The sequence below is a fragment of the Chloracidobacterium sp. genome, from assembly GCA_016716305.1.
In the GTDB taxonomy this organism is placed as follows: Bacteria; Acidobacteriota; Blastocatellia; order Pyrinomonadales; family Pyrinomonadaceae; genus OLB17.
In genome coordinates this window covers 216,305-232,844 of sequence record JADJWP010000001.1, presented here as the reverse complement: position 1 = coordinate 232,844, position 16,540 = coordinate 216,305, and the positions used below count along the sequence as shown (strand labels likewise).

16 protein-coding genes are annotated in these 16,540 nt (G+C 54.4%); 15 read left to right on the top strand and 1 reads right to left on the bottom strand.

The features are described from left to right. The first annotated feature begins 472 nt into the window (after nucleotides 1-472). The 11 genes from IPM28_00935 (at nucleotide 473) to IPM28_00885 (ending at nucleotide 11,592) form a co-directional block, all read left to right on the top strand. Complete coding sequence (locus IPM28_00935) at nucleotides 473-1,540, top strand: substrate-binding domain-containing protein (protein MBK9171564.1); 1,068 nt, start codon at nucleotides 473-475, stop codon at nucleotides 1,538-1,540. Between the two features lie 30 nt (nucleotides 1,541-1,570). Continuing rightward, entirely contained in the window at nucleotides 1,571-2,542 is a 972-nt protein-coding gene (locus tag IPM28_00930; protein MBK9171563.1) for an ROK family protein, read from the top strand. 10 nt (nucleotides 2,543-2,552) lie between these two features. Next, nucleotides 2,553-2,960 (top strand): hypothetical protein, encoded by a 408-nt coding sequence (locus IPM28_00925; protein MBK9171562.1) that lies wholly within the window; start codon nucleotides 2,553-2,555, stop codon nucleotides 2,958-2,960. Between the two features lie 111 nt (nucleotides 2,961-3,071). Beyond that, a complete protein-coding gene (locus IPM28_00920; protein MBK9171561.1) occupies nucleotides 3,072-3,557 on the top strand; it encodes a ribosome maturation factor RimP in 486 nt (161 codons plus the stop codon). A gap of 72 nt (nucleotides 3,558-3,629) precedes the next feature. Further along, nucleotides 3,630-5,246: a transcription termination factor NusA gene (nusA, locus tag IPM28_00915; GenBank protein MBK9171560.1), complete on the top strand. Its 1,617-nt coding sequence runs from the start codon at nucleotides 3,630-3,632 to the stop codon at nucleotides 5,244-5,246. A gap of 89 nt (nucleotides 5,247-5,335) precedes the next feature. Further along, entirely contained in the window at nucleotides 5,336-8,074 is a 2,739-nt protein-coding gene (infB, locus tag IPM28_00910) for a translation initiation factor IF-2 (protein ID MBK9171559.1), read from the top strand. 58 nt (nucleotides 8,075-8,132) lie between these two features. Further along, nucleotides 8,133-8,504 carry a 30S ribosome-binding factor RbfA gene (gene rbfA / locus IPM28_00905; protein ID MBK9171558.1) on the top strand — a complete coding sequence of 124 codons (372 nt, stop codon included), beginning with the start codon at nucleotides 8,133-8,135 and terminating at the stop codon, nucleotides 8,502-8,504. 55 nt (nucleotides 8,505-8,559) lie between these two features. Continuing rightward, complete coding sequence (locus IPM28_00900) at nucleotides 8,560-9,558, top strand: bifunctional oligoribonuclease/PAP phosphatase NrnA (GenBank protein ID MBK9171557.1); 999 nt, start codon at nucleotides 8,560-8,562, stop codon at nucleotides 9,556-9,558. Between the two features lie 92 nt (nucleotides 9,559-9,650). After that, on the top strand, nucleotides 9,651-10,232 hold the full coding sequence (gene cobO, locus IPM28_00895) for a cob(I)yrinic acid a,c-diamide adenosyltransferase (GenBank protein MBK9171556.1): 582 nt from the start codon (nucleotides 9,651-9,653) through the stop codon (nucleotides 10,230-10,232). A gap of 80 nt (nucleotides 10,233-10,312) precedes the next feature. Continuing rightward, complete coding sequence (locus IPM28_00890; GenBank protein MBK9171555.1) at nucleotides 10,313-10,867, top strand: phosphatidylglycerophosphatase A; 555 nt, start codon at nucleotides 10,313-10,315, stop codon at nucleotides 10,865-10,867. Beyond that, entirely contained in the window at nucleotides 10,864-11,592 is a 729-nt protein-coding gene (locus IPM28_00885; protein MBK9171554.1) for a hypothetical protein, read from the top strand. The genes IPM28_00890 and IPM28_00885 overlap by 4 nt, the downstream gene beginning before the upstream one ends. An 18-nt stretch (nucleotides 11,593-11,610) precedes the next feature. Here the strand turns inward: IPM28_00885 and corA are convergent, their stop codons facing one another. After that, nucleotides 11,611-12,696, bottom strand: coding sequence for a magnesium/cobalt transporter CorA (corA, locus tag IPM28_00880; GenBank protein MBK9171553.1), 1,086 nt, complete (start codon nucleotides 12,694-12,696; stop codon nucleotides 11,611-11,613). 151 nt (nucleotides 12,697-12,847) lie between these two features. Between corA and IPM28_00875 the strand changes: the two genes are divergently transcribed. From IPM28_00875 to IPM28_00860, 4 genes are read left to right on the top strand one after another with little or no spacing between them, the layout of a single operon-like run. Then, nucleotides 12,848-13,765, top strand: a complete 918-nt coding sequence (locus IPM28_00875; protein MBK9171552.1) for an ABC transporter ATP-binding protein — start codon at nucleotides 12,848-12,850, stop codon at nucleotides 13,763-13,765. A gap of 21 nt (nucleotides 13,766-13,786) precedes the next feature. Continuing rightward, a complete protein-coding gene (locus IPM28_00870) occupies nucleotides 13,787-15,139 on the top strand; it encodes an ABC transporter permease (protein MBK9171551.1) in 1,353 nt (450 codons plus the stop codon). 57 nt (nucleotides 15,140-15,196) lie between these two features. Beyond that, a complete protein-coding gene (locus tag IPM28_00865) occupies nucleotides 15,197-15,745 on the top strand; it encodes a class IV adenylate cyclase (GenBank protein ID MBK9171550.1) in 549 nt (182 codons plus the stop codon). A gap of 7 nt (nucleotides 15,746-15,752) precedes the next feature. Beyond that, nucleotides 15,753-16,535 carry a DUF1349 domain-containing protein gene (locus IPM28_00860; GenBank protein MBK9171549.1) on the top strand — a complete coding sequence of 261 codons (783 nt, stop codon included), beginning with the start codon at nucleotides 15,753-15,755 and terminating at the stop codon, nucleotides 16,533-16,535. Nucleotides 16,536-16,540: the final 5 nt, after the last annotated feature.

The window sequence follows — 16,540 nt, the reverse complement described above, 5'->3', positions numbered from 1 at the left end:
GGTCGGAAAAAAGTGCAGTGATTCAAATGATAAACCGCTGAAACAAAGCGGCAATACCGGAAAAACGCCAGAACCTCAGGAGCATTTCCAAATATTCAAGCCATACAAACTTTTACACGAATCGAACTGCTATGTCAATAAAAACACAACGATTACAGCAAATTAGCTTGCCCCGATCTTAATCAGCCAATCAAAAGCTTCAGCCGTGAAAAGATGGGTATTTATAACATATATATACTGGTAATCAAAGGCGATCGCGGTTTTTTTCGCGGCATGTCGTTTTTGGCCTTTGCCCGCCACACTATTCAGCGGCTCGAAAACGCGCAGATCGAGCGGCGGGACATCCGCATCCAAAGCGTTTTCAGTAACTTGGATAGAGGCGCTTATCGCGTTCGACAGGCAATGACATTGCCGACCGTGATTTTTTTTGGTTTAATCTTTTGAGTTTATAATTAACTTCAAGGAGCATTGGATGAAAAAACTGCTTTTCACGGTTATCATTGCCGCGATATTTGTAACAGGGTGCACCAACGCAGAGCAGCCCGGGGCTGTGAACCGTTCTGCGGCCGACCCCAACAAGAAAGTAAAGATCGGCTTTGCGATGGCGACCGTAAAAGAAGAAAGATGGCAGCGCGACCGCGACGCTTTCGAGGCTCATTGTAAAAAGGTAAATGTCGAATGCGCGATAACCGTTGCCGACAATAATTCGAGCCGTCAGGCAAACGATGTCGACAATCTGTTGACGCAAGGGATAGATGTCCTCGTGATCGCACCGCAGGATGCAACTGAGGCTGCGGCAATGGTCGAGAAGGCAAAGGCTCAGGGCGTTCCCGTCATCAGCTACGACCGACTTATCAATTCAGATAAGATCGACATATATATTTCGCATCAAGTGCCGGTGATCGGCCGCAAGATCGCCGAATACGCTATCCAAAAGGTCCCAAAAGGCAATTACGTAATGGTTTACGGGGCATCGACGGATAACAATGCACATATAATGAAAAAGGAAATGCTCGCCGTTCTGCAACCGGCGATCGACGCAGGCGATATCAAGATCGTCGGCGATCAGTTCATCACAGACTGGAAAAACGACCTTGCTCTTAACTTTGCCGAGAACACACTTACCAAACAGAATGACGATATACAGGCGTTCGTCGTGTCAAACGACGGCATGGCAGGCGGTGTGATCCAGGCTTTGGCGAGACGCAACCTTGCGGGCAAGGTTCTGGTGACCGGTCAGGATGCCGGCCTCGAAGCACTGCAGAACGTGGCGGAAGGCAAGCAGTCGATGACCGTCTATAAGCCGATAATTCCTCTTGCCAGCCAGGCTGTCGATGCTGCGATCAAGCTCGCGAAGAAGGAATCGATCACAACGACGCCGTTCATGAATGACGCGATCAAGAAAGAGGTCGCTGCGATCTTGCTCGAGGTAACGGTCGTCGATAAGAACAATCTGATGGATACGGTCATTAAGGATGGCTATTCGAAATTCGAAGATGTATACAAGAACGTTCCCGAAAGCGAGCGTCCGAAACGATAGCGATCCTGCAGACTTTGCGAAATCCCGAAAATGAAACCTGCGATACTTGCGGCTGATCTCGGCGGTACAAATTTAAGAATGGCTGCCGTCGATCACGATGGGACGATAATTTATCGCGCCCGCCGGGCAACGCCGCATGAGCGTTCTCGCGGATCGATCGTAGGGCTGATCTCGGAGGTCGCAAATGAATGCCGGTCTGCGATATTGCCGTCTTATCAGCTTGTCTCGTTCGGATTCGCCGTCCCGGCAGTAGTTGACGGGTCGACCGGAAAGATCCTTTCCGCTCCGAATTTGCCCGAGCTGGACGGGTTTGACGTCGCCAAAGTGCTTTCAGAGGGACTCTCGCTGCCTGTCATCGTCGAGAATGACGCGAACGCCGCCGCGATCGGCGAGCACTGGAAGGGGGCGTCGCGCGATGCAAGAAGCGTTATCAACGTCACACTTGGCACGGGCGTCGGCGGCGGGATCATTCTCAATAACGCCTGTCTTCGCGGGATCGACGGGACCGCCGGCGAGATCGGGCACATTTGCGTCGAGCCATTCGGCGTGCCCTGCGGATGCGGGAGTACGGGATGTCTGGAACAATATGCCTCTGCGAGTGCGATCGTTCGAATGGCATCCGCATTGTTGAACGAATATCCCGAGTCGGTGCTGTCGGACGAAGACGAACTGACGGCTCTCGTTGTCTACGAAGCCGGAAAGGCAGGCGACCGATTGTCGATCGAGGTCTTTCGGAGAATGGGCTTTTACCTCGGCATAGGGCTCGCCGGGCTGATCAACGTTTTGAACCCCGAGGTGATCGTCATCGGCGGCGGGGCCTCGAATGGATGGGACCTGTTTGCAGAACCGATGACCGATGAGATTCGAAAAAGGGCATTTCAACGGCCTGCCGAACGTGTTAAACTTGTCCGGGCCGCGCTCGGGGACGACGCCGGAATTTTGGGCGTTGCTCAACTTGCTACGCGAACCGATTTTGAGGCCTCCTCGATAATAGCCTTGTAACATTATAACTATGGATGTTTACCACAAAGTCCTGACCAGGTTGTATGAGATCACCGGGGGAAGAGATTCGGTCGATGTCGATCTCGGTGAGTTGTTAAAGAAGGAAGGCTTTTTTCCGAGTATCGATAACATTAGCGAATACATGTCGTCTGAAAGCTGGATCGCCCTGACAGCGCGAAAACATGTCATTCGGATCACACATTGGGGCGTGGCAGAGGCGAAGCGGGCACTTTCGTCCTCTCCGGACACCGGGCGAGAGGTCGAAAAACTCGCAGTCAAATTGACGAGCAGGGCCCGCGAGTTTTTGGTGATGGCCGAAGAGTTCGCGGCCTCACCGACGGCCGAAAGGGCGGGTGCGATGGAAAAGCGTTGTGCCGAACTCGCTGAGGATGTGAAAAAAATTAAGTCGAGCCTATAGGGCTTCAACTTGCTTTTTTGTCCCGATGACGGCTAATATATAAGTTTGTTGCGATGGGTTTCGCATGACTAGTGGGTTTCGTGCCCACTTTTTATTTTGGTGTGAGCGCAAATGGAAACGAGTTCGATCTCGCAAAGGATCAGGCAGATAGCGATGACCGCAAGTTCGCAGAAGGGCCTTGAATTCGTTCATGCAGAGGTCGCCGGCACCAAGCGAAATCCGGTCGTGCGCGTCTTCGTTGATAAGCCTGGCGGCGTTACGGTCGAGGATTGCGGCGAACTGTCGCGTTCGATAGAGGCCGTTTTGGATGCGGACGATTTCATTCCTTCGGCTTACGTGCTGGAGGTCTCGTCGCCGGGGCTCGAACGGGAACTTTACAGCCTTGACGATTTTAAGAAATTCATCGGACGAAAGGCACGGATCAAGACAACCGACGAGATTGATTCCAGAAAGGCCTTCAAGGGCACGATCGAAACCGTTGAGGGAGACGAGATCGTTTTTAGCGACCGAACAGCAGATGTCGTGAGAATTCCCTATGGGATCGTAAAGAAGGCGAACTTGGTTTTTGATATTGCGGACGACCTGAGAAAAGGATAGGCATACGGGTCTTTGTCGCGGCCGGGCAGGCATTCGGCAACATACCCGGCAAACGAACTTTGAGATTTATATATGACTTCATCGATCGGACAGAGTATTGATGCATTGTGCAGCGAGCAGGGGCTCGATCGCGATATGGTGATCGAGGCAATGAAGGACGCCGTAAAGGCCGCCGCACGCAAACAGTTTCGCAATCAGGATAAGACCGGCGACAGCATTCAGGTCGATTGGAACAACGAAGAAGGGATGATCGAGATCTCGGTCCAGAAGACCGTCGTAGAAGAGGTCGAGAATCCTTCGGCCGAGTTGTCGTTGACCGATGCCCAGGAAATGGCGGGCGATGAGATCGAGGTCGGCGATATGCTTCTTATACCGCTCCCGCAGGAAGAAATGGGACGGATCGCGGCACAGACCGCCAAGCAGATACTGGTTCAAAAGGTCCGAGAGGCGATCCGCGAAAAGGTATATGACGAATATATCGATCGAAAGGGCGAGTTGATCAACGGAATGGTCAAAAGGTTCGAGCGAGGCGACATCATCATCGATCTCGGCAACAACCTCGAAGCCGTTTTGCCGCGAAGCGAACAGTCGCGAGGCGAACTATGGAATCAGGGTGAACGCGTCAGGGTGGTCATCGTCGACGTTTCGAAAGAACAGAAGGGCCAGCAGATCAAGGTTTCACGAGCTTCGTCGGAGCTGATCAAACGTCTCTTCGAAATGGAGGTGCCCGAGATCTACGATGAGACCGTTGTGATCAAATCGGCAGTTCGCGAGCCCGGCGACCGCGCGAAGATCGCCGTTGCGTCGAACGAAAAAGATGTGGATCCGGTCGGCGCCTGCGTCGGCATGAAAGGCTCGAGGGTGCAATCGATCATCAAAGAGCTTCGAGGCGAGAAGATAGACATCATCGAATGGTCGGATGAGCCTTCGGTCTTTGCGGCAAATGCACTTTCGCCGGCAAAGGTGTCGCAGGTCCGCATCACCGACATCAACAATCGTCAGATGGAGGTCATCGTCGGCGAAGACCAACTGAGCCTGGCGATCGGTAAGAAGGGGCAGAATGTGCGCCTTGCGACACGCCTGGTCGGATGGGACATCAATATCGTCAGCGAAGACGTCCTGAAGAAAGAGATCGCTCTTCAAATGGGTCAGATGATGGCGTCCGGCGAGGCAGTTCCGATCACCGCCCTTCAGGGAGTTTCTGCGAACCAGGCCGAAACGCTTGCAGAAAAAGGAATCACCGATGTCGAAGCTCTTGCGTCGACATCGCTTGACGACCTGGTCGAATACCTCGACGTCAGTCTCGATGAGGCAGAATCGATCCTGAGCTCGGCAGCAGCGATCGTCGAGGCAAAGAACTTACAGATAGGCGAAACGGGTGCGGTCGAAGGACCTGAGGAATCAGAGGGCGACGGCGAGACCGCTCAGGAGTCGACCGATCAGCCGGCTGATAGTGCTGACGAAATTCAGGCGGAAGAGCTTGAGCCCTCGGCCGATGTTGAAGCGGCGGAGGCTGAAACCTCAGAGCCGGCATCCGACGAAACAGACGTCGCAGCTGCCGAAGACGAGCCGGCCACAGAACCCGAGGATGCAGAAGCAGCGATAGGCGAAGACGCCGCGACCGCCGAAAACGAGCAGGAAAAAGACTCGAACGTAGAGGACGGATCTGCGTCGCCGACAGCTGATTAGCGGGTGATCGATACCGCACCCTTTGTTTTTGTCTTGGCCGTTACGCGTTGAGTCGCAGTTTTTGGGGAAGTTGAATTACAGGAAAACTTATGCCGATTGGTAAGAAGATACGAGTCTATGACCTTGCACGTGACCTCAAGCAGGACACTAAGCGCGTAATGGAAGATTTACGCCGTGAGGGAGCAGATATCAGTGTGCCGTCCAATTCGGTGAGCATGGAGTTGGCCGAGAAGGTGCGGCTGAAATACTTTCCGAAAGCAGATCCGACGCCGAAACGGGCGATCAAGGTCATCAAGGCATCAAAGAAATCGGAGACAACCGACGAGGAGCAGCAGCCGGCCGAAGCAGCTGCCGCTCCGGTCGAGGAAGCACCGGTAGTTGAAGCACCGAAGACCGCCGTCAAGGTAAAGGCGAAACCGGCGGCCGTGCCGGAGGCTGAGCCCGAGGCCAAACCTACCGCGACCGTAAGAAAGGTACTCAAGGCCAGGGACGTAAAACCGGCCGAGGTCGTCGCTCCCGCCGAGGCTTCGGCTGAGACAGCAGAGGCTCCGGAGACGGAAACAGCCGAGGTCAAATCGGAACAGCCGGAGACCGAAGTCGTTTCTGCTGAGACAGAGACCGCGCCGGAAGCAAGTTCCGAATCGACCGCGGTTGGGCCGAGCGGAACAAAAGTAAAGCGGCTTATCCTTAGCCCGGACGCGCTTGCGCGCGGCGTAAAGCCGGGCGAACGCGTCGTGGCCGAACAGCCGACCCGCACCGGCAAGCTTACCACCGACGCACGCGCAGGCCGCGATGCTCGCGGTGTCCGCAGGCCCGAATTCAAGGGCACGCCGGGTGAGACCGCGACACCGCAGTTGAATTACACGCCGCCGGCAGACAGCCGCCGCAGGCCGGGCCGCTCCGGCGGACGAAAAGGCAAGGGCGTGGACGCGAAAGGCGGCAGGTTTGCGGAACGTGATCTCGATGCTCCGCGTCAGCGGACCATCGAAGAACGCGTGATGTCACAGGTCGGACGCGTAGAAGGCGGAGAATTAAAACAGGTCAGGCTCGTCGAAGGAGCAACGGTTCGCGAATACGCTGAAGCGCTTGGCATCACGCCGCGCGACATCGTACAGCTGCTGATAAAACGAGGCGTCTTTGCCACGCTCAACCAGCCGATCGGTGAAAAGATGGCAGGCGAACTCGGACTCGATTTTGGTTACGAGGTCAGCTTCGTACCGTTCGAGGAAATGGTCATCGAACAGGAGTTCGAAGAACTGATCGCAGCTGATGCAGATGATGTCGAACTTTCGCGAGCTCCGGTGATCACGGTGATGGGTCACGTCGATCACGGTAAGACCTCGCTTCTGGATGCGATCCGGTCCGAGCGTGTCGCCGAGGGCGAGGCCGGCGGCATCACGCAGCACATCGGTGCGTACAGTGTTCAGGTCGCGAATGCCGAAGATCCGGCACATCCTCGCCGCGTCGTATTCTTGGACACACCCGGCCACGAAGCCTTCACGATGATGCGTGCCCGTGGTGCAAAGGCGACGGATATCGTCATCCTGGTCGTTGCGGCCGACGACGGTGTCATGCCTCAAACGGTCGAAGCGGTCGAACACTCGAAAGCCGCAAAAGTCCCGATCATTGTCGCGATCAACAAGATCGACAGGCCCGACGCAAATCCGGACAAGGTCAAACAAGGTCTCGCAGGGCTTGGTCTGCAGCCGATCGATTGGGGCGGCGACGTCGAAATGGTCCCGGTCTCAGCCAAGAATCGGCAAGGCCTCGACACGCTTCTCGAAACCGTGTTGCTGCAGGCAGATATTCTTGACCTGAAGGCAAGCCCGACAAGGCGTGCATCGGGCGTGGTGCTCGAAGCAAAACTCGACAAAGGCCGCGGTGCTGTGGCCACGGCGCTTGTTCAGCAAGGGACGCTGCGTGTCGGCGACCCGTTCATTGTCGGCCAGTTTTACGGAAAGGTCAGGGCGATGTTCTCCGATCGCGGCGAACCGGTCACCGAGGCAGGACCAGCGACACCGGTCGAAGTGCTCGGGCTGCAGGGCGTTCCTCAGGCGGGTGATACATTCCAGGTCGTCGCGGACGTCGATCGGGCGCAGACCATCGCTGGCCAGCGTCAGATGCATGCGCGTCAGGCAGCGATGCTGAAGACGACAAAACGCGGTATCGAATCGCTCGGCCAGGCCGAGGTCAAGGAACTTCTTGTCATCCTCAAGGCTGACGTTCAAGGCTCGGTCGAGGTTCTACGGGCGACGCTCGAAAAACTTTCGACCGAAAAGGTCAAGGTTCGGGTCATCCGGGCCGGTGTCGGGGCGATCGCGGAATCGGATGTTTTGCTCGCCTCAGCGACGCAGGCAGACGATGTATCGACGGCGGTCGTCATTATCGGATTCAATGTCCGACCCGAGGCACGTGCGGCAGACGTTGCGAAACAGGAAGACGTCGATATCCGGCTCCACTCGATCATCTACAAGGTCGAAGAAGAGATAAAGGCCGCGATGATCGGGATGCTCGACGCGATCGAGAAAGAGGTCATTCTGGGCAAGGCTCTCGTACAAGAGACATTCAAGGTATCCAAGATCGGTACGATCGCAGGCTGTCGTGTGACCGACGGACTTATCCGCCGCCAGGCGAAAGCTCGTCTTATTCGCGATGGGGTTGTCGTTTGGGAAGGTGATATCTCGTCACTCAAGCGTTTCAAGGAAGATACGAACGAGGTCAAGCAGGGATATGAATGCGGTATCAGCCTGGTCAACTTCAACGACATCAAGGTCGATGATGAGATCGAGGCATTTGTGATCGAGCGAATCGCGGCTACCGAATTGTAAGGAACGGAGATCGGAAAGGCCGGTCGACGAAACGGTCTTTCGATCTTCAGCTGAAGTTATGCGTCGTCCGGAACGATTGGCGGAAGCCTTAAAGGAAGAGATCGCTGAGGTCGTCGGCTTCGAATTGGACGATCCACGGATCGAAACGGCTATCGTTACGGACGTAAAGGTTTCCGACGACCTTCGAGACGCGAAGGTTTACGTTCTCGTCGAAGGCTCCGAGGACGAGATAAAGACGGCTTTGAAAGCACTGCAGCACGCAGCCGGTTTTGTGCGGCAGCAAGTGGCAATGAATCTTAGTTTGCGCCACGTCCCGATTCTGTACTTTGCGAGGGACACCGCCGAGGAGAACGCAGCTCGCGTGGGCGAGATCCTGCGAGATCTGACAAGCAGGGGCGAATTAAATGAAAGGACGGATGGCGAGGGATAAAGAACAGGGCAGAAACCGGCTTTTGTTCAGACTTTGACCCTCGTCTTTCTTATAAGTGTTAAGTCAGGTAGTAGAGTTAATTGAAAGCAAGCAGAAGTTCGGGATCACGACGCACATCAAACCCGATGGCGACGGGGTCGGCTCGTCGCTTGGGTTGTGTTGGCTTCTTCGTTCATTCGGTAAATCGGCCGAGGTTATTGTGAATGGCGAGATACCGCCCGCTTACAGGCACCTTCCCGGTGCGGCCGAGATCCGCGATGTGGAAGCGATCGATACACAGTACGACGCGATCTTCGTTATCGAATGCTCGGACCTTGAACGGCCGGGGATCAAAGGACTCGAAAGCGAATTTACTGTAAATATCGACCACCATGCCACGAGCGAACATTTCGGAACGATCAATTGGATCGATTCGACGGCTTCGGCCGTCGGCGAAATGATCTATAACCTCTGCAAGGCGATCGGCGGCCGGGTTACGAAAGAGATCGCGGAATGCGTCTACATGGCTCTGGTGACCGATACGGGGTCGTTTCACTTTTCGAACACGACCGACCGGACATTAAAGGTCGCATCCGAACTCGTCAAGGCCGGGGTAAAGCCGGCCGAGATATCGGAAGCTGTCTATAACAATTATCCATGGTCGAGGATCGAATTGATGCGACAGGTGCTCGGCACTGTGAAACGCGATGAGAGCGGCAGGGTCGCCTGGATGCGGCAGACGCTAGAAATGCGTGAGGTCGCCAATGCCGTCGATGGCGACAACAATGGCTTTGTGAATATCCCGCTCGCGGCGCGTGAAATTCTCGCCGTCGTTTATATGCGCGAGACCGGCCCGGAACAATATCGGGTCAGCCTTCGGTCCAAAGGCGATATCAATGTCGCAAAGATCGCCGAAAAGTTTGGCGGCGGCGGACACCGGAATGCGGCCGGACTGAGGATCGAGGGTAATTGGGACGAGAAAGAGCGCGAATTGGTCGAGGCAGTGCGCGAAGCCGTCGAGGATGCGACCACGATCTGGGCCGGCGATATCACGGTCGCGCCAGACCTCATATAGACAGCTCACAATTTGATCGACAGGACCGTCGGCCGCGGGTTGCAATTGGCAATAAGCCACTTACAGGTCTGCCGCCGATTTTTTCTTTTGTTATGACGGATTCGAAAGAAAAGCGCTATAAATGGCGTCGCGAGGACTATCGCGAAAACACGCACGGGCTGCTGATGGTCAACACCGGTGATGGTAAAGGCAAGACCACAGCTGCGATCGGCGTGCTTGTCAGGGCGGCCGGACGCGGAATGAAATGCTGCATGATCCAATTCATGAAATCGAGCACGGATCGTTACGGCGAACATGAATCACTGGAAAAACTCGGTGTCGAGGTCCATACAATGGGCGCCGGATTCACATGGGATACAAAAGACCCTGCTGTCGACATCCGGACCTCGGAAGAAACCTGGAGACTCTGTGTCGAGAAGATGCGGTCTGCAGAGTATGATCTTCTGGTATTTGACGAGCTGGTATACGTTCTCGATTACAAATTTCTAGATGTGAACGCCGTTGTTGCTGAGATAAAGGCGGTCCGCGGAGAACAAAAGCACCTGCACATCATAGCTACCGGCAGAAACGCACCCGCTGAACTCATCGAAGCTGCGGATCTCGTCACCGAAATGAAGGAGATCAAACACCCATTTCATGCAGGGATCTATGCCCAGCAGGGAATCGAGTTTTAGTTGGCCGGTCGATCTTTAAGTTCTCTTATCTTGTTTAGACATCGGATCGCGGGTTTTACTGCGGCCGATCTACCGATCGTATGAAACACACCATCGAACGCCGAAAACCTGAGGGGATCAAAGACCACCTAGCCCTCGGTCTGACCACATGGGGCGTTGGTTATTTGCCGATCGCGCCGGGAACGTGGGGTTCGATGGTCGGTATCGTGATCTACCTTTCGATCGAAAGCCTTCTGGAATATCTAAGACGAACGGGTTTCGGTTTTATGAACGGGCCGTCCCAGGCTCAGGTCTATGCGGTTCTTGCTGTCGGTTTGGTGCTGTTTGCGATCGCCGGAATCTGGTCATCGGGCCGTTCGATCGATCTGTTGGGCAATTCCGATCCGTCGGAAGCTGTCGTTGACGAGGTAATGGGCCAATTGGTCGTGTTTTTGTTCGTTCCGTTTGGTATCGGCTGGCATTACATATTGGCCGGCTTTCTACTTTTTCGGCTTTTTGATATTTGGAAGCCGTATCCGATAGACGGTCTTCAGGAACTGCCGGGCGGCCTCGGTGTTTGCGCGGACGATCTGGTCGCAGGCGTGTACGCCGGTGTTTGCCTTGCGGTGATCTACGCAGTAAGTCTTCAGATATGATCTATCACGTTCTTCCGGGCGACGCCCAAGTCGAAGAGTTCAATAAGACAGGCCTCGATGGCAAACTGATCGTATTTCGCGAAGCATTGATCTCGGGTCCGATAGATGCTCCTGGTCTGGCCGAATTCTGGGACGAGCGCGCACAGTTCGTTCTGGCCGAATATGGCGACGACGTGATCGATTATCATGAAAAGGTCGCCGACGAGATCAACGTGCTTACGGAATTGACGCCCGGCTCGGAAGTGAATCTGTGGTTCGAATACGAGCTTTTTTGCAGCGTCAATATGTGGTTTTGCCTTGACCTGCTGAATGGTTCGGACGTAACGATCTTCCGCGTCGCACCATTGAACGCTTCGCCGGACGAGGTGTGGAAGGGATTTGGCCGACATGATGCAGCAGATCTGCTGAAGTGTTTTGAATCAAGGATCGAGTTCACGGTTGATGATATCGAGCAAGGCTCGAGACTTTGGAATGCATTCAGGCATCATGATCACGCTGAACTTCGCCGGTTGGCTGATCATCGATCGCCGTGTTTCCCGTTTCTGAAGGAGGTCTGCGAGGCGGCGGCTGTCATCGAAACACGCCCGATCGAGATCCTTTCAGAGCTGCGGAACGAAGGGATCAGCACCTTCGAGGCCGCATTTCCGGAATTTCAGAAACGAGCCGCAGTCTACGGTTTTGGTGACGTCCAGGTCGAGTCGATGTGGCAGCGTCTTGAACTTTAGGTCAAAGGGTTTGGCCATTCACTTCTTATCATCCTCATCCGGGTCGTGTTCGCCCTGAAAGATCCAGCCTCGCCTCCAAAAATAGAACAGTAATACCACCGTGATCAACGCCATCGCGGCGAGCGTGGCAAAATATCCGATAGGTGACCGCAATTCGGGCATGTAATCGAAATTCATACCGTAGATGCCGGCGAGCAACGTAAGCGGCAATATGATCGCAGAAACGACCGCGAGCGTTTTCATCACCTCGTTGGTCTTGGTCGCGACCGCCGAAAAATGAATCTCGAAAAGACCGCCGATCAGATCGCGGTAATTTTCCGACAGGTCTGAGATCCTAAGCAGATGGTCGTGAACATCCCGGAAAAAGGGGATAACATTCTCGGGTATTTGCGGAAATTCGCCGTGCGACATCCGGTACAACACTTCGAGCTGACGCGTCGAGATCCGTTTGAGGCGTGCGACGCTGCGCCTGACGTCCATGATGTCTTCGAGCACCCGGTTGTCGCGTTTGTGCATCCGAAGTACACGTTCCTCGAGTCCGTCGATCACATCGTCAAAATCATCAACGAGCGGCATATAATAATCCACGACCTGATCGAGGATCTGATGAAGTAAATATGCGGCACCGCGTTGGCAGGCGAAAGGAGTGCTTCGCAACAGTGTCTTCACGTCTCTGATACTGCGAAATCGCTCAGTGTGAAATGTGACGACGTAATTGTGGCCGAGGTAACCGTCCAGCTCTTTCGTTACAAAGTTGGTAGGCGACGTTTCGTCCGGCTTTACGCCGTGCACTATAAAATAGAAATAATCCGGAAAAGCCTCGATCTTTGGTTGATTACGCTCTTCGATGCAGTCCTCGACCGTTAGATGGTGGAACTTGAAAACATCAAGCAGCAGATGTTGGATCTTTGGCAGATCGGCCTCAGATTCGCCCCTGAGGTCGACCCAGACGACATTGGTCTGATCGGCAAGCAGATCGGGCAGCTCTTCTATTGAAAATCCTTCTTCGACCGCGTCCGCGCCGCTTCGATAAACAAAGATCTCGATGAACCCTTCGCCGTTGCCGTTCGGGTTAATTCTCTCGGTTGTTGACGCTTCAGCCATAACCGCAATACTAGCCCAAATCTCTCGAATTTCTCATCCGAGATAAGCGGCTTTCGCGATGACAGGGGTCAGCTGAGGCCAGATCGACCGTTGGACGCCCCGCCGAAGACTCGCGTATGATTTACAAGAGTCAATAGATCTCGAGAACTTTATGACGGAAACGAACGCAACCCTGCGCGTCGAAGGGGTGACAAAGCGATTTGGTGATTTCACGGCTGTGGACGACCTCAGTTTTGAAGTCCTGCCCGGACGTATTTTCGGTTTTCTCGGGCCGAACGGAGCGGGGAAGACAACGACGATCAGGATGATCGTTGGGATCACGGTTCCCGACCAGGGGTCGATCACGCTTTTCGGCGAGCGAATGTCGCCGCACCTTCAAAATCGGATCGGGTACCTGCCTGAAGAGAGAGGCCTTTATAAGAAGATGAAGGTCATCGATCAGCTCCGTTACTTTGCGGCTCTGAAGGGCATCGGGTCAGCTGAGGCCGACAAACGCATCGATCGATGGCTCGAACGAATGAACCTTTCGGAGTGGAAGAAAAAAAAGACGACCGATCTTTCAAAGGGGATGCAGCAAAAGATCCAGTTCATTTCAACAGTGCTGCACGATCCGGACCTGCTGATACTCGATGAACCATTCTCCGGCCTTGATCCGGTCAACGTCGAATTCATGATCGAGGTCATGTCGGAATTCAAGAGCGATTCAAAGACGATCATTTTTTCAACGCATCTAATGGAGACCGCAGAAAGGCTGTGTAATGACATCTTGCTGATCAACAAGTCGAAAAAGGTCATTTCGGGAAGTTTGCGTGAGGTCAAACAAAGCTATGGCGATAACCTTATTGCGTTTCGCGGAACCGGCGGCGAGACGGTGTTGGCAGATACTACGTTGATATCGCGGGTCGTCACACACGCCGATGAACAGGAACTACATCTCGCCGAGGGAGTTGATGCACAAGATGTTTTGAAGCAAATGGTGCGATCGGGCGTTGTCATTTCGAAATTCGAAAAGACCGAACCGAGTCTGAACGACATCTTCATCGAGAGCGTGGGCGGTTCACAGCAGTGATATGCCGTAGATCAGGGAAAAATGAAAAAATTCTTAGCCGTCGTAAAACACGAGTATAAAAAGGTAGTTCTGAAATGGTCGTTTCTCATCGGCACGCTTTTGCTGCCACTCCTTGCGATCGGATTCGCGATCGTGCCTGCGATCATCTTTTCGCTCAAAGGCGATTCGACGCGGATAGCCGTCGCTGACCCGTCGGGAAAGATCATGCCGCGGCTTCAGCGCAATCTTTCGGCCGATCGTCTGATCGAGAAAGCGAAAAAGGCGTCCAAGGAATCGCTGACGGAGCTCTCGGCAAGCCAGGAAGAGAAGATGCGAAACAACGCGGCGCAATTCATGCAGTCGTTCACGTTGGTCGAATACGATGCGGTGGGCAAAAGGCTCGAGGAAATGCGGACGGAACTGCTCGGGAAAATATCGGCGGACGAGATAGATGCATATCTGCTTGTGCCTGATGACATCCTTGCGAGCAACGCACGTTTCGAGTTTCGGTCACGCAAGGGGGGCGATTTTATTTCGAACGACACGTTTCGCGATGCTCTTAATGATGCGGTTCGGTCACAGCGTCTTGCCGATGCGAACATCAGCGAAGAGCGGCTTGCCGAACTCAGCGCGCCGGTCAATTTCGACGCCAAAGGCCTTGATGAGACCGGAGCTGAAAAGGATGCCGACGGCGTGATGATCGCGTCATTCATCATCGGACTGATGATCTACATCACGCTCGCTATCTACGGACAGGCGATTATGGGCGCGGTGGTCGAGGAAAAAGAGACCCGGATCGCCGAGATACTCTTTTCATCGGCAAGGCCGTTCGAACTAATGATGGGAAAACTGGTCGGTGTCGGACTAGCCGGACTGACACAACTTTCGATCTGGGTAGTGTCAGCAACGGTCTTACTTGGTTTCCTGGCGCTTCAGGCCGATCTTAGCCAGTTGATGCAGTCGGTACCGACGATCACTCCGCTGATGATCCTTTATTTTCTGATCTTCTTCCTGCTCGGGTTCTTTATTTACGCTTCGATCTTCGCGCTCATCGGTTCGATCGTAACCACGGTTCAGGAGGGCGGTCAATTTGCGTTTCCGCCGGTCATGCTCCTGCTCGTCGGGTTCTATTTCAGCTTTGCCGTGATTCGTGATCCGAACTCATCGCTTTCTTTCTGGGTTTCGATCGCACCGTTTTTCGCCCCGATAACGATGCCCGTCAGAATACTCGCCGAGACGCCTCCGGTTTGGCAAATAGCACTTTCGGTTCTTGTTAATGCGCTTGCGATCGCCGGCCTTGTCTGGATAGCCTCGCGCGTCTATCGAGTCGGAATGCTGATGTACGGCAAGCGTGCGACGATCCCTGAAGTATGGAAGTGGATACGGCACTCATGACCGACTGTCGACATTGCCGTATATCAGACGGCGACCCGCAGATACCAAACGCTGAATATGCCGATCGAGATCGAAAAGAAATACAGGCTGCCCGAAGAAAGAATTGTGGACGTAATGGCGGCGCTGACCGGTCACGGTTCGGAGTTTCTAGGCGAGGACGAAGAAGAGAACACCATTTATGCGGGGCCGGCCCTTGTTGAGAAAGGTGCGGTGCTTCGGGTTCGCAAGACGCGGGATCGTGCGACCCTGACGTACAAACGCCGGCTCGATGGCGGCGGAGACATCAAACATCAGGTCGAAGAGGAAACCGATGTCAGCGACCCCGCCGCAATCCAGCGGATAATTCTGGAACTTGGCCTGCAGCCCGTTCTGGTGTACGAAAAGCGACGAAAGACGTGGCGAACGGGCGAAGCTGAAGTGATGGTCGACGTCCTGCCATTCGGTAACTATGTCGAGATAGAAGGAACGGTCGATGCGATCCACGAGGCCGAAGCACTTTTGGGGATCGCAGATCTTGAGACCGAGGAAGAAACGTATCCGCGGATCACCGCCCGCCTTGGCAGGCCGGAGGGCGAGGTGATCGCAGCAAGATTTGAACGGGAGTGAAATATCCATGATCAAAGCTCTTTGCGTGACAATGTTGTTCATGATCGCCGTTTCCTGCGGCGGCGGTCCCGATCGTTCGAATTCGAGTCAGCCATCGAAGACGCCCACGCCTTCGACGCCAGCGAATACCGAAGTAAAACCTCCACAGCCGGACCAAACCAAACAGCCGGAAACCGTAGGGCGACGGCTTGAACGGGAGGAGACCGTTCGGTTCGGCCCCGATGGCCTTCAGGCAGGCTGGAAGCTCGTCGATCCTGATGCCCCAGCGCCGTCGAAAATGTCATTCGTCGACGAGAAGCTTGTTCTTACGATACCGTCGGGTAAGGATCTATTTGGCGAGAACCGAACGGCTCCGCGGGTGCTGACGGCAATAGCCGGCGATTTTCAGATCGAAACGCGTGTCGAATTTGACCCGAAAGAAGACTATCAGGGAGCAGGGCTGATCATTTTTCAGGATGATGAGAATTACGTGCGATTGGAGAGGGCGTTTGGCGGCACCGGCGGCGGCGAAAGCGGGATCCGCATGGACGTCCGTACCCCTACCGAATACAAGCCACTTTCTACACCGGGCGATGTTCCGACGTCAGCAGGCGAGGTCGACCTGAAGATCATCCGTAAGGGGAATGTCATCACGGCGTTCTGGAGGCTGAACGAAGAGGCGGAATGGAAGGAAGCAGGGGCATATGAGGCGGCGCTTTCCGATTCGCTGCTTGTCGGCTTGATCGGATGCAATACCGCATCGGAGATAAAAGCGGGTTTTTCGTATATTAAGTTCGGGCCGCTCAGATGATCGGC